The sequence below is a fragment of the Streptomyces stoeckheimensis genome, from assembly GCF_045822005.1.
GTDB lineage: Bacteria > Actinomycetota > Actinomycetes > Streptomycetales > Streptomycetaceae > Streptomyces > Streptomyces stoeckheimensis.
The window spans coordinates 168,774-191,166 of record NZ_CP169552.1 but is presented as its reverse complement, the minus strand read 5'-3'; the positions used below and the strand labels follow the sequence as shown (position 1 = coordinate 191,166).

17 protein-coding genes are annotated in these 22,393 nt (G+C 69.7%); 4 read left to right on the top strand and 13 right to left on the bottom strand.

The genetic code is table 11. From position 1 onward, the window contains the following. Positions 1 to 5: 5 nt before the first annotated feature. The 5 genes from ACE1OC_RS42505 to ACE1OC_RS42485 form a co-directional block, all read right to left on the bottom strand. Positions 6 to 1,220 carry a ketosynthase chain-length factor gene (locus tag ACE1OC_RS42505; protein ID WP_407842020.1) on the bottom strand — a complete coding sequence of 405 codons (1,215 nt, stop codon included), beginning with the start codon at positions 1,218 to 1,220 and terminating at the stop codon, positions 6 to 8. Continuing rightward, a complete protein-coding gene (locus ACE1OC_RS42500; protein WP_407842019.1) occupies positions 1,217 to 2,488 on the bottom strand; it encodes a beta-ketoacyl-[acyl-carrier-protein] synthase family protein in 1,272 nt (423 codons plus the stop codon). The genes ACE1OC_RS42505 and ACE1OC_RS42500 overlap by 4 nt, the downstream gene beginning before the upstream one ends. Beyond that, positions 2,485 to 2,814: a TcmI family type II polyketide cyclase gene (locus ACE1OC_RS42495; RefSeq protein WP_407842018.1), complete on the bottom strand. Its 330-nt coding sequence runs from the start codon at positions 2,812 to 2,814 to the stop codon at positions 2,485 to 2,487. The genes ACE1OC_RS42500 and ACE1OC_RS42495 overlap by 4 nt, the downstream gene beginning before the upstream one ends. Before the next feature lie 148 nt (positions 2,815 to 2,962). Continuing rightward, positions 2,963 to 4,717, bottom strand: coding sequence for an acetyl/propionyl/methylcrotonyl-CoA carboxylase subunit alpha (locus ACE1OC_RS42490; protein WP_407842017.1), 1,755 nt, complete (start codon positions 4,715 to 4,717; stop codon positions 2,963 to 2,965). 529 nt (positions 4,718 to 5,246) lie between these two features. Then, on the bottom strand, positions 5,247 to 6,248 hold the full coding sequence (locus ACE1OC_RS42485; RefSeq protein ID WP_407842016.1) for a ScbA/BarX family gamma-butyrolactone biosynthesis protein: 1,002 nt from the start codon (positions 6,246 to 6,248) through the stop codon (positions 5,247 to 5,249). A 455-nt stretch (positions 6,249 to 6,703) separates the two neighbouring features. Between ACE1OC_RS42485 and ACE1OC_RS42480 the strand changes: the two genes are divergently transcribed. Then, positions 6,704 to 7,480: a response regulator transcription factor gene (locus tag ACE1OC_RS42480; protein WP_407842057.1), complete on the top strand. Its 777-nt coding sequence runs from the start codon at positions 6,704 to 6,706 to the stop codon at positions 7,478 to 7,480. Positions 7,481 to 7,644: 164 nt separating this feature from the next. After that, positions 7,645 to 8,256 (top strand): ScbR family autoregulator-binding transcription factor, encoded by a 612-nt coding sequence (locus ACE1OC_RS42475; RefSeq protein ID WP_407842015.1) that lies wholly within the window; start codon positions 7,645 to 7,647, stop codon positions 8,254 to 8,256. 61 nt (positions 8,257 to 8,317) lie between these two features. Here ACE1OC_RS42475 and ACE1OC_RS42470 read toward each other — a convergent pair whose 3' ends face one another. The 7 genes from ACE1OC_RS42470 to ACE1OC_RS42440 all read right to left on the bottom strand — a co-directional run bounded on the left by ACE1OC_RS42470 (position 8,318) and on the right by ACE1OC_RS42440 (position 18,899). Further along, positions 8,318 to 8,875 carry a TetR family transcriptional regulator gene (locus ACE1OC_RS42470; RefSeq protein WP_407842014.1) on the bottom strand — a complete coding sequence of 186 codons (558 nt, stop codon included), beginning with the start codon at positions 8,873 to 8,875 and terminating at the stop codon, positions 8,318 to 8,320. A 301-nt stretch (positions 8,876 to 9,176) separates the two neighbouring features. Beyond that, positions 9,177 to 10,601 (bottom strand): adenosylhomocysteinase, encoded by a 1,425-nt coding sequence (gene ahcY, locus ACE1OC_RS42465; protein WP_407842013.1) that lies wholly within the window; start codon positions 10,599 to 10,601, stop codon positions 9,177 to 9,179. 25 nt (positions 10,602 to 10,626) lie between these two features. After that, the gene (gene metF / locus ACE1OC_RS42460; RefSeq protein ID WP_407842012.1) at positions 10,627 to 11,568 is read right to left on the bottom strand and encodes a methylenetetrahydrofolate reductase [NAD(P)H]; all 942 of its coding nucleotides are present in this window, start codon (positions 11,566 to 11,568) and stop codon (positions 10,627 to 10,629) included. 36 nt (positions 11,569 to 11,604) lie between these two features. Beyond that, the gene (metH, locus tag ACE1OC_RS42455; protein ID WP_407842011.1) at positions 11,605 to 15,054 is read right to left on the bottom strand and encodes a methionine synthase; all 3,450 of its coding nucleotides are present in this window, start codon (positions 15,052 to 15,054) and stop codon (positions 11,605 to 11,607) included. Further along, the gene (locus ACE1OC_RS42450) at positions 15,051 to 16,043 is read right to left on the bottom strand and encodes a carbohydrate kinase family protein (protein ID WP_407842010.1); all 993 of its coding nucleotides are present in this window, start codon (positions 16,041 to 16,043) and stop codon (positions 15,051 to 15,053) included. Before ACE1OC_RS42450 ends, metH begins: the two co-directional genes overlap by 4 nt. Before the next feature lie 99 nt (positions 16,044 to 16,142). Further along, positions 16,143 to 17,366 carry a methionine adenosyltransferase gene (metK, locus tag ACE1OC_RS42445; protein WP_407842009.1) on the bottom strand — a complete coding sequence of 408 codons (1,224 nt, stop codon included), beginning with the start codon at positions 17,364 to 17,366 and terminating at the stop codon, positions 16,143 to 16,145. A gap of 321 nt (positions 17,367 to 17,687) precedes the next feature. Continuing rightward, the gene (locus tag ACE1OC_RS42440; RefSeq protein ID WP_407842008.1) at positions 17,688 to 18,899 is read right to left on the bottom strand and encodes an NAD(P)/FAD-dependent oxidoreductase; all 1,212 of its coding nucleotides are present in this window, start codon (positions 18,897 to 18,899) and stop codon (positions 17,688 to 17,690) included. 555 nt (positions 18,900 to 19,454) lie between these two features. Between ACE1OC_RS42440 and ACE1OC_RS42435 the strand changes: the two genes are divergently transcribed. Continuing rightward, positions 19,455 to 19,904, top strand: coding sequence for a DUF2871 domain-containing protein (locus ACE1OC_RS42435; protein WP_407842007.1), 450 nt, complete (start codon positions 19,455 to 19,457; stop codon positions 19,902 to 19,904). Between the two features lie 8 nt (positions 19,905 to 19,912). Here the strand turns inward: ACE1OC_RS42435 and ACE1OC_RS42430 are convergent, their stop codons facing one another. Further along, complete coding sequence (locus tag ACE1OC_RS42430) at positions 19,913 to 20,503, bottom strand: TetR/AcrR family transcriptional regulator (protein WP_407842006.1); 591 nt, start codon at positions 20,501 to 20,503, stop codon at positions 19,913 to 19,915. Between the two features lie 127 nt (positions 20,504 to 20,630). Between ACE1OC_RS42430 and ACE1OC_RS42425 the strand changes: the two genes are divergently transcribed. Continuing rightward, the gene (locus tag ACE1OC_RS42425; protein WP_407842005.1) at positions 20,631 to 22,307 is read left to right on the top strand and encodes a condensation domain-containing protein; all 1,677 of its coding nucleotides are present in this window, start codon (positions 20,631 to 20,633) and stop codon (positions 22,305 to 22,307) included. The last annotated feature ends 86 nt before the right edge of the window (positions 22,308 to 22,393 follow it).

Below are 22,393 nucleotides of genomic sequence, written 5' to 3'. Positions count from 1 at the left end.
GCGGGTCAGTCGACGGTGCGGACGACGACGGCGGAGTTGAAGCCGCCGTACCCGCGCGCCAGCACCAGCGCGGTGCGCACCTCGGCGGCGCGCGCCTGGGAGACGACCAGGTCCAGGCCGTACTCCTCGTCGGGGGTGACGTTCATCGTCGGAGGGATCAGCCCCTCCTCCATGGACATCAGCGCGGTGGCGATGTCGAGCGGGGCCGCACCGGAGTACAGCCGGCCGGTCATGGTCTTGGGCGCGGTGACGGCGACGCCCCGGACGCCGAAGACCGCGGAGATCGCCTCGGCCTCGATGCGGTCCAGCTCCGGCACGCCGGCCGCGTCCGCGAAGACCACGTCGACGTCCTCGGGGCTCACGCCGGCGTCCGCCAGCGCCAGTTCGATCGCCTTGCGCAGAGCGGGCTCGCGGTCGCTGCCGGGCTTGGGGTCGAAGGTGGAGCCGTAGCCGGAGATCTCGCCGTAGATCCGCGCGCCGCGCTCGCGGGCCGATTCGGCCGACTCCAGGATCAGGATGGCGCCGCCCTCGCCCGGCACGTAGCCGGCCGCGTCGGCGTCGAACGGCAGATAGGCGCGGGTCGGCTCGTCGCTGGTGCTCAGCCGGTCGGCGGCCAGCTGCGCCACCCAGCCCCAGGGGCAGATCGACGCGTCGACGGCACCGGAGACGATCATCGGGGTGCCCTTGCGGATGAGCCGGCGGCCGTGCGCCACCGCGTCGAGACCGCCCGCCTCGTCACTGACGATGACGCCGCTGGGGCCCTTCATTCCGTTGCGGATCGAGATCTGGCCGCTGTTGACGGCGTAGAACCAGGCGAAGGACTGGTACGCGGAGACGTACTGGCTGCCCTGGCTCCACAGCTTCTGCAGCTCACCCTGACCGAACTCGAAGCCACCCGAGGAACTGGCCGTGACCACGCCCGTGTCGAACTCGGGCAGGTCCTTGGGGTCGACGCCCGCGTCTTCGAGGGCCCAGTCGGTGGCGACCAGCGCCATCCGGGTCATCCGGTCGGTCTGCGGGATCAGCCGGCTCGGCAGCAGGTCCTCGGCGACGAAGCCGGGCACCTCGCCCGCCAGGGTCGACGGGTAGGAGGAAGGGTCGAATCGGGTGACCCGGCCGATGCCGTTCTTGCCGGTGCGCGTCGCGGCCCAGAAGTCCTGCAGACCCAGGCCGTTGGGGGCGGCGACGCCCAGACCGGTCACAACAACCGAGGTGGTCATGCCACGCTCCTCTCGGGACGCGCCAGAACCATGGCGCTCTGGAATCCGCCGAAACCGCTGCCGACCGTCAGGACGGCGTCGGTCAGCTGCTCGCGGGCGACCAGCGGGACGTAGTCGAGGTCGCACTCGGGGTCGGGGGTGTGCAGGTTCGCCGTCGGCGGCACCACGTTGTTCTCCATCGCCAGCGCGGACGCGGCGATCTCGATGGAGCCGATGGCCCCCAGGGAGTGCCCGACCATCGACTTGATGGAACTGACCGGAGTCCGGTAGGCGTGGTCGCCCAGACTCCGCTTGAAGGCGGCCGTCTCGTGGCGGTCGTTCTGCTTGGTGCCCGAACCGTGCGCGTTGATGTAGTCGATCTCGGTCGGGTTCATCCGCGCCTCGTCGAGCGCGACCCGGATCGCCTCGGCCATCTCCGCGCCGTCCGGCCGCAGTCCGGTCATGTGGTACGCGTTGGAGCGGGTGGCGTAGCCGGCGATCTCGGCGTAGATGTGTGCGCCGCGCTTCCGGGCGCTCTCCAGCTCCTCCAGGACGAACACGGCGGCGCCCTCACCGAGGACGAAGCCGTTGCGGGTCCCGTCGAAGGGCCTGGAGGCGTGCTCCGGGTCGTCGTGCCGGTTGGTGGTCGCCTTGATCGCGTCGAAGCAGGCCATGGTGATCGGCGAGATCGGGGCGTCCGAGGAACCGGTGATCATGATGTCGGCGGAGCCCTCACGGATCAGCTCCACCGCGTGGCCGACGGAGTCGATGCCGGAGGTGCAGCCCGTGGAGACCACCGTGCTCGGGCCCTGCGCGCCCACCGTCCACGCGACCTCGGCCGCGAACGAGCTGGGGACCAGGTAGTTGTACAGGTGCGGTACCGCGTACTCGTGGTCGACGAGGTGGAGCCGGCCGCCGTCGCTGACGACGTTGTACTCCTCGTCAAGGCCCATGGTGGCGCCGACGGCGCTGCCGATGGTGACGCCGACGCGGTACGGGTCGTAGGCGTCCAAGCTGATCCCGCTGTCGGCGACCGCGCCGCGGGCCGCGACCACCGCGAACTGCGCGGCGCGGTCCATGCGGCGGATCTCCTGCGGGCTCAGGCCGAACTGCTCGGGATCGAAATCGATCTCGGCGGCGACCCGGGAGCGGAACGGGCTCGGGTCGAAGAACGTGATCCCGCGGGTGGCGGTACGGCCCTCGCTGAGCAGGTTCCAGAAGTTCTTCTGCCCGATGCCACCGGGGGCCAGCACCTCGATGCCGGTGATGACGACGCGTCGGCCGGTCACGCGGACGCCTCCCAGTTGTAGAAGCGGGTGGCCATCGCGTCGGCCGGCGAGCGCCAGGTCGCGGGGTCGTAGGCCTCGATGAACGGCTTCAGGTCCTGGCTGATCCCCACGAAGCGCGGGTCGCCCTTGGCCTGCTCGATCAGCTCGCCGCCGTTGTCCTCGTCGAAGTCCTGGAGGTGGAAGTACAGGCCCTTGTACTGGAAGAGCTGGCGCCGGCGCGTGCCCATGCGGTGCGGCATTTCCGTGCCGTCGAACTCACCGAAAAGCTTGGCGACATCCCCAATCGATTCGGGACTCATCCGAGCCACAATCAGCGTGCTGTGCATAACGTTTTCCCTCTCCTCACGGCCCACCACACACCGGATGACGGTATTGAGGACAAGTGTCCTGGGCGGCCGGAACGGTTTCAATATCCCCAATGTCAGAGCATTGTCAGGCTCCGTCAGAATTTCGCAGAGAAATCCCTCGGATGAATCAGGTCTTGATTTCGCAGATGGTGGCGCCGGAGGTGAGGGATGCGCCGACTTCGGCGGTGAGGCCCACGATCGTGCCGGAGCGGTGTGCGTTGAGCGGCTGTTCCATCTTCATGGCTTCGAGGACGACGATCAGGTCGCCCTCGTTGACCTGCTGGCCTTCCTCGACCGCGACCTTCACGATGGTGCCCTGCATGGGCGAGGCCAGGGTGTCGCCGGAAGCGGCGGGGCCGGACTTCTTGGCCGCGCGGCGCTTGGGCTTCGCGCCGCCCGCGGCCGCCGTGCGGGCCAGGGTCATGCCCAGCGAGGACGGGAGGGAGACCTCCAGACGCTTGCCGCCGACCTCGACGACCACGGTCTCGCGGCCCGGCTCGTCCTCGGAGTCCTCCGCGGCGGGAACCGTGAACGCCGGGATCTCGTTGACGAACTCGGTCTCGATCCAGCGGGTGTGGATCGTGAACGGGTCGGCCGTGAAGGCGGGATCGACGACGACCGCGCGGTGGAAGGGGATGGCCGTGGCCATGCCCTCCACGTTGAACTCCGCCAGCGCACGCGCCGCGCGCTGCAGGGCCTGCTCGCGGGTGGCGCCCGTGACGATGAGCTTGGCGAGCAGGGAGTCCCAGGCCGGGCCGATGACCGAGCCGGACTCGACGCCCGCGTCGAGGCGGACACCCGGACCGGTCGGCGGGTCGAACCTGGTGACGGTGCCCGGAGCCGGCAGGAAGCCGCGGCCCGGGTCCTCGCCGTTGATGCGGAACTCGAAGGAGTGACCGCGCAGGACCGGGTCCCCGTAGCCGAGCTCCTCGCCGTCCGCGATGCGGAACATCTCGCGGACCAGGTCGATACCGGTGACCTCTTCGGTGACCGGGTGCTCGACCTGCAGACGGGTGTTGACCTCCAGGAAGGAGATCAGGCCGTCGGCCGAGACCAGGAACTCGACGGTGCCGGCACCGACGTAGCCGGCCTCCTTCAAGATCGCCTTCGACGCCGCATACAGCTCGGCGTTCTGCGCCTCCGTCAGGAACGGGGCCGGGGCCTCCTCCACCAGCTTCTGGTGGCGGCGCTGCAGCGAGCAGTCACGGGTGGAGACGACGACCACGTTGCCGTGGGAGTCGGCCAGGCACTGGGTCTCCACGTGCCGCGGCTTGTCGAGGTACTGCTCGACGAAGCACTCACCGCGGCCGAACGCGGCGACGGCCTCACGCACCGCGGAGTCGTAAAGCTCCGGAACCTCTTCGAGGTTCCGGGCGACCTTCAGACCACGACCGCCACCACCGAACGCGGCCTTGATCGCGATCGGCAGGCCGTGCTCCTTGGCGAAGGCCACGACCTCGTCCGACCCGGAGACCGGATCCGGCGTGCCGGCGACCAGCGGCGCACCGGCACGCAGCGCGATGTGACGGGCGGCGACCTTGTCACCCAGATCACGGATCGCCTGCGGCGGCGGACCGATCCAGATCAGGCCCGCGTCGATGACGGCCTGCGCGAACTCGGCGTTCTCGGAAAGGAAGCCGTATCCGGGATGGACGGCGTCCGCACCGGAATCGGCTGCGGCCTGCAGAATCTTGGACATGTCCAAGTAGCTCGCGGCCGGGGTGTCACCGCCCAACGCGAAAGCTTCGTCGGCCGCGCGGACGTGCAGAGCGTCCCGGTCCGGGTCGGCGTAGACGGCTACGCTCGCGATCCCGGCATCCCGACAGGCCCGAGCAACGCGGACAGCGATTTCGCCACGGTTGGCGATGAGCACCTTGCGCACGATCCACTCTCCTGACTCCACTCGGAGCCATAAGACTGTTCCGTGGCACGCCCCCCTTCAATACGGGCAGCTTCATATCTGGGTCAAGATCGTCAGGCACGGTGCGGAAGTGTCCGAAAGGTGAAAGGAAGGTTCAGACACCTGTCAAATAAGGGGTCCGACTAAGGGGTCCGGCGGCCGAGCCGGCGGACCGGGACCGGACGGATCGGAGACGGAAGGGAGAGGACTCGGAGACGGACGAAGTGCCGGGCCGGTATTTTCTCAGCAGGCCTGCGAGGCCTCGCGGTACCCAAGGGCATTGCGTGAAGTGTTCTTGTTTGGTTTCGTCAGGTGATGGCGATGGCGGCCATGATGCAGAGGCAGGCACGGGCCCGCTCGGTGTTCATGGGACGTGGACACTCACATGATCACCGGCACCGTGCCTACACTGCGTGCTGACCCGGATCCGTACCGGCCCATCAGAGCCGGTGGCGCCCGTGGCCAGGGCAGTGGGCACGCGACACGCTCTCCCCGCCGTGCGGCTGCGGGTTCAGCGGGGACTCAATACCAGGTCGGCGGTGAAGACGGTCCGTGCGTGCTGCGTGCCGCGCACTCGTACCAGGGTGCGGCCCGAGGACCGTTCCGGCTCGGGGTGCGCCTCGATCCAGCAGGGGGCGTCGAACTCGGCGTAGCGCTCGAAGTTGCTTTCCAGGCCGACCAGGAGGGCCCCGGGCATCCCCGTCGAGGCGTGGGCGGCCTGGCGGGCGGCCTCCAGCAGCACCATTCCCGGGACGTGGTCCACCGGGTGGTCGAAGAAGGTCGGGTGCGCGGTGTCGACCCGCAGTTCCCAGCGGTTGGCGGCGCCGGGTCCCGGTGCGGCGAGGACGACGTGCCGCTCGCTGGCGTGACCCACGTCGGCCGGGTTGATCGGCGCCGGCGTCCTGCGGAAGGTGGAGGTGGGCCGGTCACCGCGCAACCGCCGGTGGACCGCGGGGCTCGTACAGCTGAAGGCCGCGCCCCCGACCGCCAGTTCCTTGCCGTCGCGCAGCGCCGTGACCTCGTAGCGCATCCCGCCGAACCCTCGGCCCCGGCGGACGATGTCGTGGCAGACCGTGCGGAGTTCGACCTCGGTGGGGGCGGCGCCCGCGACGAGGAGTTCGGGTGTGGTGGTGAAGGACATGTCCCACATCAGGAACTGGTGTCCGAAAGGGACTCCGAACTCCGCGTGGGCGAGCAGGGATCCGATCTGGCGGACGGACTCGATCAGGAGCATCGGGTCCTGGTACCCACCCGTCTGGGCGAAGAGGGAGTGGCTGCGGGGCCACTGTGCCCTGACCTCGAAGGTGTCCGGGCTGTCGGTCTCCGAGAGCCCGGTGGCCGTCCAGCCGGTCAGGAGTACTTCCGATACCGCCGCGCGATGGACGTACTCGCGCGGGACCGTCGTCGTCAGCCGGGGAAGCACGGCGGTCGCCGATGGCCGCGTGATGCCCGATTCCAGAGTTAAGGCGCTGCCGTGGAAGGGCACTTGGACTGCAGAGGCGAGGTACGGCATGCGCGGCACTCCTGGTCTGTTTCCGAGCAGGGGTGGGCGACAGTCAGTACGCCGGCAGCCACCCCCATGGCCGACGAACCTTTGCAGGCTCCAAGATACAGACAGGTCGGTAGAATTTTTCAAGTAAAGGTTCGGTATCTGAGAACCCCGGCGGCACCGATGAGATCGCGCCATCCCTGACACCAGGACCGCAAACCATGCAGGTCTGCACGGTTTTGACGGGAGATCGCACCCCACGGCGCCCCGTTCGCCACGCTCCCGACACGCCGGGATGGGGCCCGAACTGACGCCAATTTAGGGGTAGTTGCAGGCCAAGGCGCAGATGCCGAGACCGGGACGGGCGGCGCGCCGACGGAACCAACCACGTTGACAATCAGACAAGTTTGTTTGCTATGTTCCCTGTCGTGAGCGTTCAACAGTCCGTGATGACGCGACTGTGCCTCCAGGAGGAGCAGATGAATCGGCAGGCCCTGGATCTACTCGAACCCCGATCGGAGCGCTATCGCCATCCGGCGGTGCCCCAGCCCCGACGGGCAGTCACCCCAGATCAACCCGGCCCCGCACCCGGGGCGTTGCGCGTCCTGGTCGTCGAGAACGAGGCCCGGGCCGCCGACTCGCTCGTCCAAGGCCTGCTGCGGCAGGGCTACGCCGCGCAGAGCGTGGCCACCGGCACCAAGGCCCTCCTGGCGCACCATCAGGCCGACCTGGTCCTGCTCGACCTCGACCTGCCCGACCTGGACGGTCTGGAGGTGTGCCGGGGCATCAGGGCCGTCAGCGACACCCCGGTCATCGCCGTCACCGCGCGCGGTTCGGAGCTCGACCGAGTCCTCGGACTGCAGGCCGGATCCGACGACTACATGGTCAAGCCGTACGGATTCCGCGAGCTGCTGGCCCGCATGGAGGCCGTGATGCGCCGGGTGCACCCCCGGCCGACCGTCGCCCAGGTCATCAGCCACGGGCCGCTGCGCATCGACATCGGCACCCGGCTGACCACGATGGACGGTGAGCTGGTGGACCTGACCCGCAAGGAGTTCGACCTGCTCCACCTGCTGGCCTCGCAGCCCGGCACCGTGATCTCGCGGCGCCAGCTCATGTCCAAGGTCTGGGACGACGCCTGGTCGCACCGCGGCCGCACCATCGACACCCACGTCAGCAGCCTGCGCGGCAAGCTCGGTTCGAGCAGTTGGATCATCAACGTCCGCGGTGTCGGGTTCCGGCTGGGACACCCGTAAGCGGCACGGACCGCGCCCCGTCGAGCCTGGCCCGCACCCCCTTCCCCAGCCAGCCGGCCCCGCCGCCGAGCCCGTCCATCAGGGCTCGCAGCTGACTGCACCCCATCGTACCGATAGGATACAGACAAGTCGGTTAAATTCAGTGGTCGAGGGCGAGGACTGGTATGGCGCAGCAGGAACGGGGAACACGGTCGAGGGCCGCGATCCTGGCGGCCGCCGCCCAGGTGTTCGACGAGCGTGGCTACGATGCGGCCAGCACCACCGAGATCTTGGCCAGAACCGGGCTCACCCGCGGCGCGCTGTACCACCACTTCCCCTCCAAGGAAGCCATCGCCATCGCTCTCGTGGAGGCTCACAGCGAGGCACTGGCGGTGCCGGACCAGCCCGTGAAGCTCCAGGCGGTGATCGACCTGACCCTGGCGTTCGCCCATCGGCTGCAGGACGACCCGGTACTGCGTGCCAGCGTGCGGCTGGCGGTCGAGCAGACGTCCTTCTCCCGCCCGCCGCAGACCTCGTACGACCAGTCCAACACGGCCGTCCTCGGGCTGCTGCAGCAGGCCGAGGAGCAGGGCGAGATCCTTCCCGGCGTGGACCTCCAGCAGGCCGCGTCGACCATCATCGGCTCCTTCACCGGCCTCCAGGTCATGTCCCAGGTCTATAGCGGCAGGGCGGACCTGCCCGAACGCGTCAGCGTTTTCTGGCAGTTCCTGCTGCCGGGCCTGGCCACCCCGGGCATGCTCGGCCGACTGCGCACCACTCCGCCGCCGGCCCGGTGACATGACGGCGTGACCCTCGACGCCCCGACGGCAGCCGGGACGCCGGGGGCCACGCCGTTCGTCAGTGCCCCGCTGGGTGGAACAGCGGGCGGAGCACTTCCCAGAGCCGCCGCAAGGTGTCGGGGTCCCACCAGCCGGCGTCCGTGTGGCCCAGCGACTCCAGCCCCGCGGCCACCACGACGGCCAGGTCGGCCAGGTCCTCCCGGGCGGGCACGCCCCCCTCGCCGCCGTCGGCGATGTGCTTGCGGACCAGGACCAACACCTCGTCGCGCAGCCGCGTCGGGCCGTCCGACCCGTCCGCCGCCAGCCGCATGCCCGCGCGCACGATCTCCTCCGTGCGCAGGGCCTCGCCCAGAGCGACCAGGAACCTCTCCAGGCAGTCCGGCGACGGCCCGTCGAAGGCCTCCTCCGTCAGCGCGACGACCCTGCTGTGCGCCTGGTCGTACACGGTGGCGGTCAACTCCGTGGTGGAGGAGAAGTGATGGTAGAGAGCCCCCCGGCTCACCCCGGCCCGACTGCAGATGTTGACCAGTCCCGCATCCACGAAACGGCCGTTCGCGATCAGTTCCGCCGTGGCACGGACGAGAGCCTGACGGGTCTTTTCGGACCGTGTCTGCATCAGGCTGTACCTGCCCTTTTCTAGCTATGGCATGAGGAAGTACGCAGATGGCTTCGAGGGACGCTGCGACGAAACACAATCATACAACCTCGCCTGTTTTGTTTAACACCCCATCCGGACCGGACAACCAACCAGAGGGTGAAAGATGATCTTTCTTGCGGGGCAATCAAGACCATTGACCCCCACGACTCTCCACCGGGAGTCAACCCTCCATCAAAAACCAGACAGGTCTGTTTGGTAAGCAGGAAGGGCGGCTCCGGGAGGCGTCCCCTGCCGAGGTCCGCCTCCCGTTGCGGGCCGATCAGTAGCGGTAGTGGTCCGGCTTGTACGGGCCCGCGACGTCCACGCCGATGTAGGCGGCCTGCTCCGGGCGCAGGGTGGTCAGACGGACACCGAGGGCGTCGAGGTGCAGACGGGCCACCTTCTCGTCGAGGTGCTTGGGAAGCACGTACACGTCGGTGGGGTACTCGGCCGGCTTGGTGAAGAGCTCGATCTGGGCCAGGGTCTGGTCCGCGAAGGAGTTCGACATCACGAAGGACGGGTGACCCGTGGCGTTGCCCAGGTTCAGCAGACGACCCTCGGACAGGACGATGAGAACCTTGCCGTCGGGGAACTTCCACGTGTGGACCTGCGGCTTGACCTCGTCCTTGACGATCCCCTCGATCTTCGCGAGACCCGCCATGTCGATCTCGTTGTCGAAGTGACCGATGTTGCCCACGATGGCCTGGTGCTTCATCTTGGCCATGTCGGCGGCCATGATGATGTCCTTGTTGCCCGTCGTCGTGATGAAGATGTCCGCCGTCGCGACGACATCGTCGAGCGTCGCGACCTGGTAGCCGTCCATCGCCGCCTGCAGCGCGCAGATCGGGTCGATCTCCGTCACGATGACACGCGCACCCTGGCCGCGCAGCGACTCCGCGCAGCCCTTGCCGACGTCGCCGTAGCCGAAGACCACGGCCGTCTTACCGCCGATGAGGACGTCCGTGGCACGGTTGATGCCGTCGATGAGGGAGTGCCGGCAGCCGTACTTGTTGTCGAACTTCGACTTCGTCACGGCGTCGTTCACGTTGATCGCCGGGAACAGCAGCGTGCCCTCGGACATCATCTCGTAGAGACGGTGAACGCCGGTGGTCGTCTCCTCGGTGACACCGCGGATCTCCGACGCCAGGGCCGTCCAGTCGAGGGTGGTCCTGCGCAGCAGATCCAGGACCAGGGCCATCTCCTCGTTGTCCGCGGTGGACGGGTCCGGGACGGCGCCGGCCTTCTGGTACTCGACACCCTTGTGGACGAGGAGGGTGGCGTCACCGCCGTCGTCGAGGATCATGTTGGGGCCCACGTGGCCCGGCCAGGTCAGCGCCTGCTCCGTGCACCACCAGTACTCCTCCAGCGTCTCGCCCTTCCAGGCGAAGACGGGGATGCCGGCCGCCGCGATGGCGGCGGCCGCGTGGTCCTGCGTCGAGTAGATGTTGCACGACACCCAGCGGACGTCGGCGCCGAGGGCGACGAGGGTCTCGATGAGGACGGCGGTCTGCACGGTCATGTGCAGGGAGCCGGTGATCCGCGCCCCGGCCAGCGGCTGGGCGGCGGCGTACTCCCGGCGGATCGCCATCAGACCCGGCATCTCGTGCTCGGCGAGAACGATCTCCTTGCGGCCGAACGCGGCGAGGGAGAGGTCGGCGACCTTGAAGTCGGTGAACTCGGCTGTGGACTGGCTTGCCATGTGCATTACTCCGGTGTGTGGGCGTCGGGGTTCAGGGTCGGTTGACGTTCAGGTTCTGGTGGATCTCCCGCGTCGCCGTGGAGCGGTTGAGGGTGATGTAGTGCAGGCCGGGTGCCCCCTCGGCGAGCAGCCGCTCGGCCATGGCGGTCGCGTACTCCACCCCGACGGCATGGCCGGCGGCCGGGTCGTCGCGCACCGCGTCCAGGCGCTGGGCGAGGTGCGCGGGAAAGCGCGCGTCGCTGAGTTCGGCGAACCGGCGGATCTGCCGTACGTCCGTGGCGGGCATGATCTCGGGGATGATCGGGGTGTGGCACCCGACGGCGGCCAGCCGGTCGCGCAGCCGCAGGTAGTCGTCCACGTGGAAGAACATCTGGGTGATGGCGTAGTCGGCGCCCGCCCGGCACTTGGCCGCGAAGTGCCGGATGTCCTCGGTCCAGCCCGGCGACCGCGGGTGACGCTCGGGGAAGGCGGCCACACCCACGGTGAAGTTGCCCAACTGGTGTATGAGGCTGACCAGTTCATGAGCATGGGTCAGACCCTCGGGGTGCGGGGTCCACTCCCCCTTCGGGTCGCCGGGCGGATCGCCGCGCAGGGCGAGCACGTCACGGATCCCGGCGTCCGCGTACTGGCCGAGGATGTGCCGCAGCTCGGTGACCGAGTGCCCGACCGCTGTCAGATGGGCCACCGGACGCAACGTGGTCTCGGCGGCGATCCGCTTGGTGACCTCCACCGTCCGGTCCCGGGAAGAGCCGCCCGCACCGTAGGTGACCGAGACGAAGGACGGCGCGAGGGCCTCGATCCGCCGGATCGCGTCCCAGAGCGTGCGCTCCCCCGCCTCCGTCTTCGGCGGGAAGAACTCGAACGAGTACGAGCGTCGGCCGCTGGCCAGCAGTTCTCGTACGCCGGGACGCGCGGGCTGGGGCTCGGGCTCGGGATGCGCGAGCGCCGCGCGCTCGGTGAGTAATGCGGCCATGGCTCGGTTCCTCATATCGTTCGGCGTCCGGAGGGGTCAGCGTGCGTTGAAGTACGTCGCTTCGGGGTGGTGGATGACGATGGCGTCGGTGGACTGCTCGGGGTGGAGCTGGAACTCCTCGGAGAGGTGGACGCCGATGCGCTCGGGCTGGAGGAGGTCGGCGATCTTGGCGCGGTCCTCCAGGTCGGGGCAGGCGGGGTAGCCGAGGGAGTAGCGGCAGCCCTGGTACTCGGTACGGAACATGCCGGCCATCGAGCCCGGATCGGATCCGGCGATGCCCAGTTCGGAGCGGACGCGGGCGTGCCAGTACTCGGCGAGGGCCTCGGCCAGCTGGACGGAGAGGCCGTGCAGCTCCATGTACTCGCGGTAGGAGTTCGACTCGAACAGCTTGGCCGTGGCTTCGCCGATCTTGGAGCCGACGGTGACGACCTGGAGGCCGACGACGTCGGTCTCGCCGGACTCTTCGGGGCGGAAGAAGTCGGCGAGGCACAGGCGGCGGCCGCGGCGCTGGCGCGGGAAGGTGAAGCGGGTCCGCTCGGACCCGTTCTCGTCGAGGATGATCAGGTCGTCGCCCTTGGACACGCAGGGGAAGTAGCCGTGCACGACGGCGGCCTCCAGCAGCCCGTCGGTGTGCAGCCGGTCCAGCCAGCCGCGCAGCCGGGGCCGGCCGTCCGTCTCGATGGTCTCGGCGTCCTTGAGGCCCCACTGCCCCTTGAACAGGGCTGTCTCGTCCAGCCAGGAGGCGTACTCCTTGAGCGGGATGCCCTTGACGACCCGGGTGCCCCAGAACGGCGGGGCGGGAACCGGGTGGTCGACGGCCACGTCGGAGCGGCCGCCCTCCACCGGTTCCGCGGCGAGGAACGGCGTGTCCCGCTTGGGCACGCGACGCTGTTTGAGGGGAGGGAGTTCGACGCCGGGAACGCCGCGTTTGACCCCCATCAGGGCGTCCATGAGGCGCAGGCCTTCGAAGGCGTCGCGGGCGTAGCGGACCTCGCCCTCGTAGATTTCGTGGAGGTCCTGTTCGACGTAGGCGCGGGTGAGGGCGGCGCCGCCGAGGATGACCGGGTAGTCGGCCGCCAGCTTGCGCTGGTTGAGCTCCTCCAGGTTCTCCTTCATGATCACCGTGGACTTGACCAGCAGACCGGACATGCCGATGACGTCGGCCTTGTGTTCCTGCGCGGCTTCGAGGATCGCGGAGACCGGCTGCTTGATACCGATGTTGACCACGTTGTAGCCGTTGTTGGTCAGGATGATGTCGACGAGGTTCTTCCCGATGTCGTGGACGTCGCCACGGACGGTGGCCAGGACGATGGTGCCCTTGCCCTCGTCGTCGCTCTTCTCCATGTGCGGCTCCAGATGAGCCACCGCGGTCTTCATGACTTCGGCGGACTGCAGGACGAACGGCAGCTGCATCTGGCCGGAGCCGAACAGCTCGCCGACGACCTTCATGCCCTCCAGCAGGGTGTCGTTGACGATGTCGAGGGCGGGGCGGGTCTGGAGGGCCTCGTCGAGATCGGCGTCCAGACCGTTCTTCTCACCGTCGATGATGCGGCGCTGCAGACGCTCGTCGAGCGGCAGCGCGAGGAGTTCCTCGGCGCGGCCGGCCTTCATCGACTTCGTGTTGACGCCCTCGAAGAGGGCCATCAGCTTCTGCAGCGGGTCGTAACCCTCGGCACGCCGGTCGTAGATCAGGTCGAGGGCGGTGGTGACCTGCTCCTCGTCGAACCGGGCGATCGGCAGGATCTTCGACGCGTGCACGATCGCGGAATCCAGGCCCGCCTTGACGCACTCGTCGAGGAAGACCGAGTTCAGCAGGACGCGGGCCGCCGGGTTCAGGCCGAAGGAAATGTTGGAGAGGCCGAGCGTGGTCTGGACGTCGGGGTGGCGGCGCTTGAGCTCACGGATCGACTCGATCGTGGCGATGCCGTCCTTGCGCGACTCCTCCTGACCGGTGCAGATGGTGAAGGTCAGGGTGTCGATGAGGATGTCCGACTCGAGGATCCCCCAGTTCCCGGTCAGGTCCTCGATGAGGCGCTCGGCGATGGCGACCTTGTGCTCGACGGTCCGGGCCTGGCCCTCCTCGTCGATGGTCAGCGCGATCAGCGCGGCGCCGTGTTCCTGGGCCAGGCCGGTGACCTTCGCGAAACGGGACTCCGGGCCGTCGCCGTCCTCGTAGTTCACCGAGTTGATGACGGCGCGGCCGCCGAGCTTCTCCAGGCCCGCCTGGAGGACGGGAACCTCCGTGGAATCCAGGACGATGGGCAGGGTGGAGGCGGTCGCGAAGCGTCCGGCGAGCTCCCGCATGTCGGCGACGCCGTCACGGCCGACGTAGTCCACGCACAGGTCGAGCATGTGCGCGCCCTCGCGGATCTGGTCGCGGACCATCTCCACACAGTCGTCCCAACGGGCTTCGAGCATGGCCTCACGGAACTTCTTCGACCCGTTGGCGTTCGTGCGCTCACCGATCGCCATGTACGAGATGTCCTGGCGGAAGGGGACGGTCTGGTAGAGCGAGGAGGCGCCGGGCTCGGGGCGGGGGTCGCGGACGGCCGGGTTCAGGCCGCGGACCCGCTCGACGACCTGGCGCAGGTGCTCGGGGGTGGTGCCGCAGCAGCCGCCGACCAGGGAGAGGCCGTACTCGCGGACGAAGGTCTCCTGGGCGTCGGCGAGCTCGCTCGCCGACAGCGGGTAGTGCGCGCCGTTCTTGCCGAGGACGGGCAGGCCGGCGTTGGGCATGCAGGAGAGCGGGATGCGGGAGTTGCGCGCGAGGTAGCGCAGGTGCTCGCTCATCTCGGCGGGGCCAGTGGCGCAGTTCAGGCCGATCATGTCGATGCCCAGGGGCTCCAGCGCGGTCAGCGCGGCGCCGATCTCCGAGCCGAGGAGCATCGTGCCGGTGGTCTCCACCGTCACCGAGCAGATCAGCGGGACGGAGACACCGAGGGCCTCCATGGCACGGCGGGCACCCACGATGGACGACTTCGTCTGCAGAAGATCCTGAGTGGTCTCCACGAGGAGCGCGTCGGCGCCACCGGTGATCAAGCCCTCGGCGTTGATCTGGTAGGCGTCGCGGATGGTTCCGTAATCGATGTGACCCAGGGTGGGCAGCTTCGTGCCCGGGCCCATCGAGCCCAGCACCCAGCGCTGCTGCCCGGTGGAGACGGTGAACTCGTCGGCGATCTCACGGGCGATCCGGGCGCCGGCCACCGACAGCTCATGGTTGCGCTCCGCGATGTCGTACTCGGCGAGGGCCGCGTAGTTCGTGCCGAAGGTGTTGGTCTCGACGCAGTCGACACCAGCCTCGAAGTACTCGCGGTGCACATTGGCCACGATGTCGGGACGCGTGACGTTCAGGACCTCGTTGCAGCCCTCCAGCTGCTGGAAGTCCTCCATCGTCGGATCCTGGGCCTGGAGCATCGTGCCCATCGCCCCGTCGGCGACGACCACGCGCGTGGCCAGCGCCTCGCGCAGCGCTTCGACCCGGTTCACGCCGCTCCCCCGAGGGACCGCAGAACGCCGGCCAGACTCTGCTGCGCCTCGGGCCCGTACACGGCCCGGACCGTGGCGAGGAGCCCGGCGGGCTCGACCTCGTACGCCTGTGAGCCCACGGCCCGCAGTACCAGCGCCGCCATCGCACAGCCGAGCTGGGCGGCGGTCTCGAGCGGCAGCCCCCAGCTGACGGCGGCCAGGAAGCCTGAGCGGAAGGCGTCGCCGACGCCCGTCGGGTCCTCGGCGGGCACGTCCGGTACGGCTTCCACGGTGAGGACCGCGGCGCCTTGCCGTTCGATGCGCACGCCCTTCGATCCGAGGGTGGTGACCCACGTGCCGACGCGCTCGAGGACGTCCTCGGCGCTCCACTCGGCACGCTCGCGCAGCAGCGCGGACTCGTACTCGTTCGTGAAGAGCCAGCGGGCCCCCTCGACGAGGCCCCGCACTTCCTCCCGGGACAGGCGGGCCAGCTGTTGGGAGGGGTCGGCGGCGAAGGGGATGCCGAGTGCCCGGCACTCGTCGGTGTGGTGGACCATCGCGGCCGGGTCGTTGGGCGAGACGAGGACCAGGTCCAGGGGGCCGCCCTGGGCGATGACCCCGCGCAGGTCGATCTCGGCGGCCTCCGCCATCGCGCCCGCGTAGAAGGCGGCGATCTGGTTGGCGTCCTGGTCGGTCATGCACATGAAGCGGGCGGTCTGGTGCCCCGCGGAGACGCGCACCCCGCTGGTGTCGACGCCGTGTTCCTTGAGCCAGACCTCGTACTCGGCGAAGTCGGGGCCCACGGCGCCGACGAGAACGGGGTCCAGCCCCAGTACGCCGAGCCCGTAGGCGATGTTGGCCGCCACCCCGCCCCGCCGCACCTCCAGGGAGTCGACCAGGAAGGACAGCGAGATGTGCTCCAACTGGTCGGGGAGCAGCTGCTCGACGAACCGGCCGGGAAAGGCCATGAGGTGATCCGTGGCGATGGATCCTGTCACCGCAATACGCACGTTCTCTCCTGGAGGCAGGTGGGGGCCGGGCTCTCGCTGTCGGCGGGCCGGGGCGGGGCAGCGGAAAGAGCCCACGGGGTCGGGGACCGTCAGCGGTCCTTACAGGCCGGCTGCGGTCCGCAGGGCGTCCACGCGGTCGGTGCGCTCCCAGGTGAAGTCCGGCAGCTCGCGGCCGAAGTGGCCGTAAGCGGCGGTCTGGGCGTAGATCGGCCGCAGCAGGTCGAGGTCGCGGATGATCGCGGCCGGACGCAGGTCGAAGACCTGGCCGATGGCGTTCTCGATCTTCTCGACGTCGACCTTGTGCGTGCCGAAGGTCTCGACGAACAGACCCACCGGCTCGGCCTTGCCGATCGCGTACGCGACCTGGACCTCGCAGCGCGAAGCCAGACCGGCGGCGACCACGTTCTTGGCGACCCAGCGCATGGCGTACGCGGCGGAGCGGTCGACCTTGGACGGGTCCTTGCCCGAGAAGGCGCCGCCACCGTGACGGGCCATGCCGCCGTAGGTGTCGATGATGATCTTGCGGCCGGTCAGACCGGCGTCGCCCATCGGACCGCCGATCTCGAAGCGGCCGGTGGGGTTGACCAGGAGGCGGTAGCCCTCGGTCTCCAGCTTGATGCCGTCCTCGACCAGCTGGTTCAGGACGTGCTCGACGACGAACTCGCGGATGTCCGGAGCCAGCAGCGAGTCCAGGTCGATGTCCGCCGCGTGCTGCGAGGACACGACGACCGTGTCGAGGCGGACGGCCTTGTCACCGTCGTACTCGATGGTGACCTGGGTCTTGCCGTCGGGACGCAGGTACGGGATGGTCCCGTTCTTGCGGACCTCGGACAGCCGCTTCGAGAGGCGGTGCGCGATGTGGATCGGGAGCGGCATCAGCTCGGGAGTCTCGTCGCAGGCGTACCCGAACATCAGGCCCTGGTCACCGGCACCCTGCTTGTCGAGCTCGTCGCCTTCCTCACCTGCGGCGTTACCCTCGACCCGCTTCTCGTACGCGGTGTCGACGCCCTGCGCGATGTCAGGGGACTGCGCACCGATGGACACCGACACGCCGCAGGAGGCGCCGTCGAAGCCCTTCGACGAGGAGTCGTAGCCGATCTCGAGGATCTTGTCGCGGACGAGCTGCGCGATCGGCGCGTACGCCTTCGTCGTCACCTCTCCCGCGATGTGGACGAGACCGGTGGTGATGAGGGTCTCCACGGCGACGCGCGAGGTCGGGTCCTCGGTGAGGAGCGCGTCGAGAATGGTGTCGCTGATCTGGTCAGCGATCTTGTCGGGGTGACCCTCGGTCACAGACTCCGAGGTGAACAGACGGCGGGACATGTCAACTCCTGGCGGCTTGGACAGTGGGGACGAGTGGGGCGGAGCGGGGGTCGGGGAGATCAGCCCGCAGCCCCGCCTGCCCCGCCCTGCGCACGATCAACTCTCCTGACTCCACTCGGAGTCACAAGCCTGTTCGGTTTGGCGCCACCCTTCAATACGGACAGTTACAGATCCGGGTCAGAATCGTCAGGCACAGTGCAGCAGTGTCCGAGCGAGCCAAGCAAAGGTTCACACCCCTGAAACCTGGGATCGACTGCACCCGGGCTCGTCCCGGTGGGCGTGGCTCGACTCGGGGCTCAGAGCGGTGGAAGGCCGTGTCGCCTAGGCGGCCTGGTCGGCGGTGGTCTGCGGCTGGGTGCGGGCGGCTTCCAGGCGCCGGCGGCGGGCGGTGTCTCCCGACTTGAGGTGCATGCTGTACGAGCCGGGCTTGGCGGCCTCGTCGGCGAGGTGCTTCGGGATGACCTTGCAGACGGTCTCCTTGAGCTTCGCGCCCAGGCTGCCGTTGATGTTGAACCACACCGCGGTGTCGAGCCGGTCGGCGAACTGGAAGATGCCGCCGTTTCGGCCCAGGCTGATGCACTGGGCGGCGAACGGCTGGTTGAGGGTCTCCGGCTGGACGTCCGCCATCCGGGCCAGGACCGTGTCCGCGGCGCGTGCGCCCATCGGCATCGCGGCCTGGCAGCTCATGCGGAGGGGCAGGCCCGACGGGGCCGCCGAGTCGCCGGCCGCGACGATGTGGGCGTCGTCGACGCTGGTCAGGGTCTCGTCCGTGAGGAGGCGGCCCAGCGCGTCGGTGGTCAGGCCGCTGCGGACGGCCAGGTCCGGCACGGCGAAGCCGACGGTCCAGACGGTGAGCGAGGAGGGCAGTTCGCGGCCGTCGGCGAGGTGGACGGTGTCCTGGGTCACCGCCGTCACCTTGGTGCCGGGGCCGTCGACGACGGTGACGCCGAGGCGGGCCAGCCGGGCGGCGACCGTGCGGCGGCCCCGGGCGTGGAGGTACGGGCCCAGGACGCCGCCGCAGACCAGGGTCACCGCCCGGCCCTGCTCGGCCAGTTCGGCGGCGGTCTCGATGCCCGTCGGGCCGGCCCCGACCACCGTCACCGCGGCCGTCGAGGGCGCGGCGTCCAGGGCCGGGCGCAGCCGCTGCGCGTCTTCCAGGGTGGCGATCGGGTAGGCGTACCGGGCCGCTCCGGGCACGGTCGGGTCGGCGGCGGCGCTGCCCACCGCGTAGACCAGGTAGTCGTAGGCGAGGGTGGCGCCCGAGGCCAGGGCCAGGGTGCGGGCACCCGCGTCGATGTGCGCCACCGTGTCGACGGTCAGGCGGACGCCTTCGGCCAGGACGTCCCGGTAGGCGATGACCGCCGCGTCCGAACCGCCGACCAGCTGGTGCAGCCGGACCCGGTGGACGAAGTCCGCCCGCGGATTGACCAGGGTCACCGTCACGTCGCCGCGCCGGGTCAGGCGGTTCGCGGCCATGACGCCCGCGTATCCGCCGCCGATGACGACCACTTCGGTGTTCTCGTACGCGTTCATGGTGTGTCTCCGTCGCCTCGAAGGGGGTTCTGGGCACAAGACACCGGCGACCCGGCCCGTGTGACAGGCCTGCCGGTGTGACCTGCGTCACGGGGTTCTCGTCATGACGCGTACCCGGCGCCCGGAGCGGAGGTACGCAGGTCGTCTTGACCGGCGCCGGCCTCGACAGGCCCTTCCGTCCCGGCTGCCTGTTTCCCGCCACCGCCGGGGAAGAATTCGCCAGACCGTGGGTGTCGGGCGCCGGGTGGTCCTGTGCGGGGACGGGGGGCGCCCCGGGGCGCGTGCGTGCTCAACGCACCTTCTCTGCAGGCGTGCTGGAGGTGTGCCGGAGGGACTGCTTCGTCGCAGGTCAGTGAGTGGGTACCGGGTGCGACGGCCGACGCCCTCGGGCTGCTGCGGCGCAGGGCCGTGCGGTCGGGTGGGGCTACAGGGGCTGTGGAATCTTGCTCGAAGCGGGCTTGAGCGATGCTTCCGGTTCCGCCGAACAGGCTATGCGAGGTGCTTCAATGGCCACCGTCAGGGGCGCCATTGGATCAGCAGGGAGCGGGCACGGGGATGCGGAAGTCGTACGTCGCGGCGCACATTTACATGATTGTCGGAGTGCTCTCCGGGTTGTACTACCGCGAGATGACCAAGATCAACGAGTTCGAGGGCGAGACCCAGCTCGGGGTCCTCCACACGCACTTGCTCGCGCTGGGCATGCTGGTCTTCCTCATAGTCCTCGGCCTCGACAAGGTGTTCGGACTGTCCGGGAACAAGCAGTTCACGTACTTCTTCTGGTTCTACAACGCCGGTCTTTCCATCACCTGCCTCAGCATGCTCTACCGGGGCACCCAGACCGTGCTCGGGAATGAAGTTCCCGAGCTCTTCTCGCTGGTGGGAGGGTTGGGGCACATCATCCTGACCGTGGGGCTCGTCCTGCTGTTCATCCTGCTCGGGAAGCGGGTCAAGGAGCACGAGGGCGTGCGGACCGAGCAGCCCGAGTCGGTGAACAGCTCGGTCTGACGGCCGTCTTACGGTGTGCGGGCCGCCGGGCCGGTCAGGATGTCGGTCAGGGCGGCCAGGCGCTCGCGGGTGAGGTCGGGGCGCAGGCGGCGGCCCCAGGTGAGGGTGGCCAGGCCGTGCCAGGAGCTCCACAGGACCTCGGCGACGAGGTCGGGGTCGCGGTCGGCCGCTACGGGCTCGACGGCCTGCCTGATCTCGGCGAAGGCCGTCAGGAGGGGTTGCGGCGTGCCGGTTTCGGAATGCTCCAGACCCACGTCGAGGGTGAGCATGGCCTCGTAGAGGACCGGGCCGCGGGCGGCGAAGTCGGCGTAGGCGCGCGCGACCGCGTCCAGGGCCGCGTGCGGGTCGTCCGAGGAGAGCCGGGCCGCGTGGAGCGCCGCGGTCAGCTCGGTGAAGCCTTCGAGCGCCACCGCGTTGACGATGGCGTCCTTGTTCTTGAAGTGCTGGTAGAGCACGGGCTGGCTGTACTCGATGCGCTCGGCCAGCCGCCGCGTGGTGACGAAGTCCCAGCCCTCCGCCTCGGCCATCTCGCGCGCCGTGGTGAGGATCAACTGGCGGCGCTGGGCCTGCTCTCGGACGCGGCGCTCTCGGAGGGTCATGCCGACTACGGTAGCACTGTCGGTGAAATTCTAGTTGTCAGTGATAGGGATTCTGTCTTTGGGTGGGGTCCTTTTCGGCCGGGGTCCGTAGGCGTCGTCTAGTGGACTTCTAGGTGTGGTCGGCAGCATGCGGGGCAAGACCGCCCACGGAGAGGCCACCCCCATGCAGACCCCGACTCCCCTGGAGCAACTGCTCGACTTGGCGGCGGACCTGCTGGGCCACGACCGGCGGACCCTGCCGGCCAGGGCCTCGGGTTCGCCCTTCATGACCCTCGGCGGTGGGCTCGGCCAGGCCATGCGGCTGCAGGCCCTGGCCGGCGAACGGCTGGAACTCTCGCTGGACATACCCCAGCTGCTGGGCCCGGTTCCGCTTTCGGACGTACTCGCGCGGGCCGTCGCCGTTCCACAGGGTGCTGCCGTACCGCGGGGGGCCGCGCCCGACGCGGCGGGATCCGGGCCGCGCGAGCTGCTGCCCGGGCAACTGGCCGCCCTCACCGCGCAGCAGTACACCGGCGCCGCCGCGGTGCACCGCATGCTCAGCGCCGAGCTCACCGGGCCGCTCGACCTGGGGGCGCTGCGTACGGCCCTGGACGCCTTGAGCACCCGCCACGAGGGGCTGCGGACCGCGTTCGGGCCCTCGCCGCGAGGCCCCGTACGCCGTGTTCTCGACGCGTACGCGCTGCCGCTCGTCGTGATGGCGAAGGTGACCGCCGGCCCGGGCGAAGACCCGGTGGCCGCGGCGCACGCGCGGCTCGTGGTGGACGTGGAGCGGCTGGCCGGGCATCCGGAGCGGCCGCCGCTCGCCTTCGCCCTGACCCGGCTGGCGGCGGACCGGCACCTGCTGACCTTCCTGTACCACGAGGCCGCGGTGGACTGCTGGTCCGTCTCGCTGGTCTGGCGGGAGCTGCTCGCCGACTACGCCCGCGCCGTGGGGAGCCGGCCGCTCGACCGGAGCGGCCGCCGCGGTTCCGACGCGGTCGCGCGGCGGGCCGAGGGGCTCGACCGGTCCGGTGCGCTGCGCGCGCTGGCGGCCCAACGGATCAAGCGGCTGCGCGATTTCCCCGCCGTCGTGGAGCTGACCGGATCGGGCCGGCGGCCGGCGGTGTTCGACTTCCGCGGCGACCGGGTGCTGTTCGGCCTCGGCCCGGCCCTGCGCGAGGCGGTCGACGCGACGGCCGCGCGGGCCGGGGTACCGCACGCGGTCGTCCTGCTCTCGGCGTGGGCGCTGACCGCGGGCCGGCGCTCGGGACACGAACGGCTGCTGGTGGGCACCGAGATGCCGCGGCGCCCCACGGCCGAACTGATGGGCACGGTCGCACCGTGCTCGGCGACGGTGCCGGTGTGCTGTGAGCTGGAGGGCGGGGTCGACTACTTCCTGCGGGGCGTCGCCTGCGAGTTCGGCGAGGCGCTCGGTTACGCGGACCTCGACACGGCGGCGCTGGCGCGCGAGCTGGGCGTGCACGGGGACCGGTCCCGGCCCTCGCTGACGCAGGTGGCCTTCGCGGCCTGCGACGAACTGCTGCCCGAGACCCTGGAGGCGGGACCGCTCACCTCGCGCTTCCACCACGGACACCTGGGCGGCACCACCGCGGACGCCACGCTGAGGGTGCTGCGGTGGGGAGCGGATCCGCTGCTGAGCCTGGAGTTCGCCTCCGGCGTGTTCAGCCGGGCCGAGGCGGCGGAGCTGGCGGGCGAACTGCGGGGCTGTGTGGAGGCGCTGACGGGAGCGGACGGGCAGGAGCCCGTCGAGGACCTGCCGGGCTCCGCCGGTGGTGCCCGGACTCCGGCGATGCCGATGGGCTGACGGGCCGCGGCAACCGGCCACGGTGCATCCGGTGCGCACGTGACCGGGGGAAGGTCCGTGCGCACCGGATGCCGTGGGCCCGGACG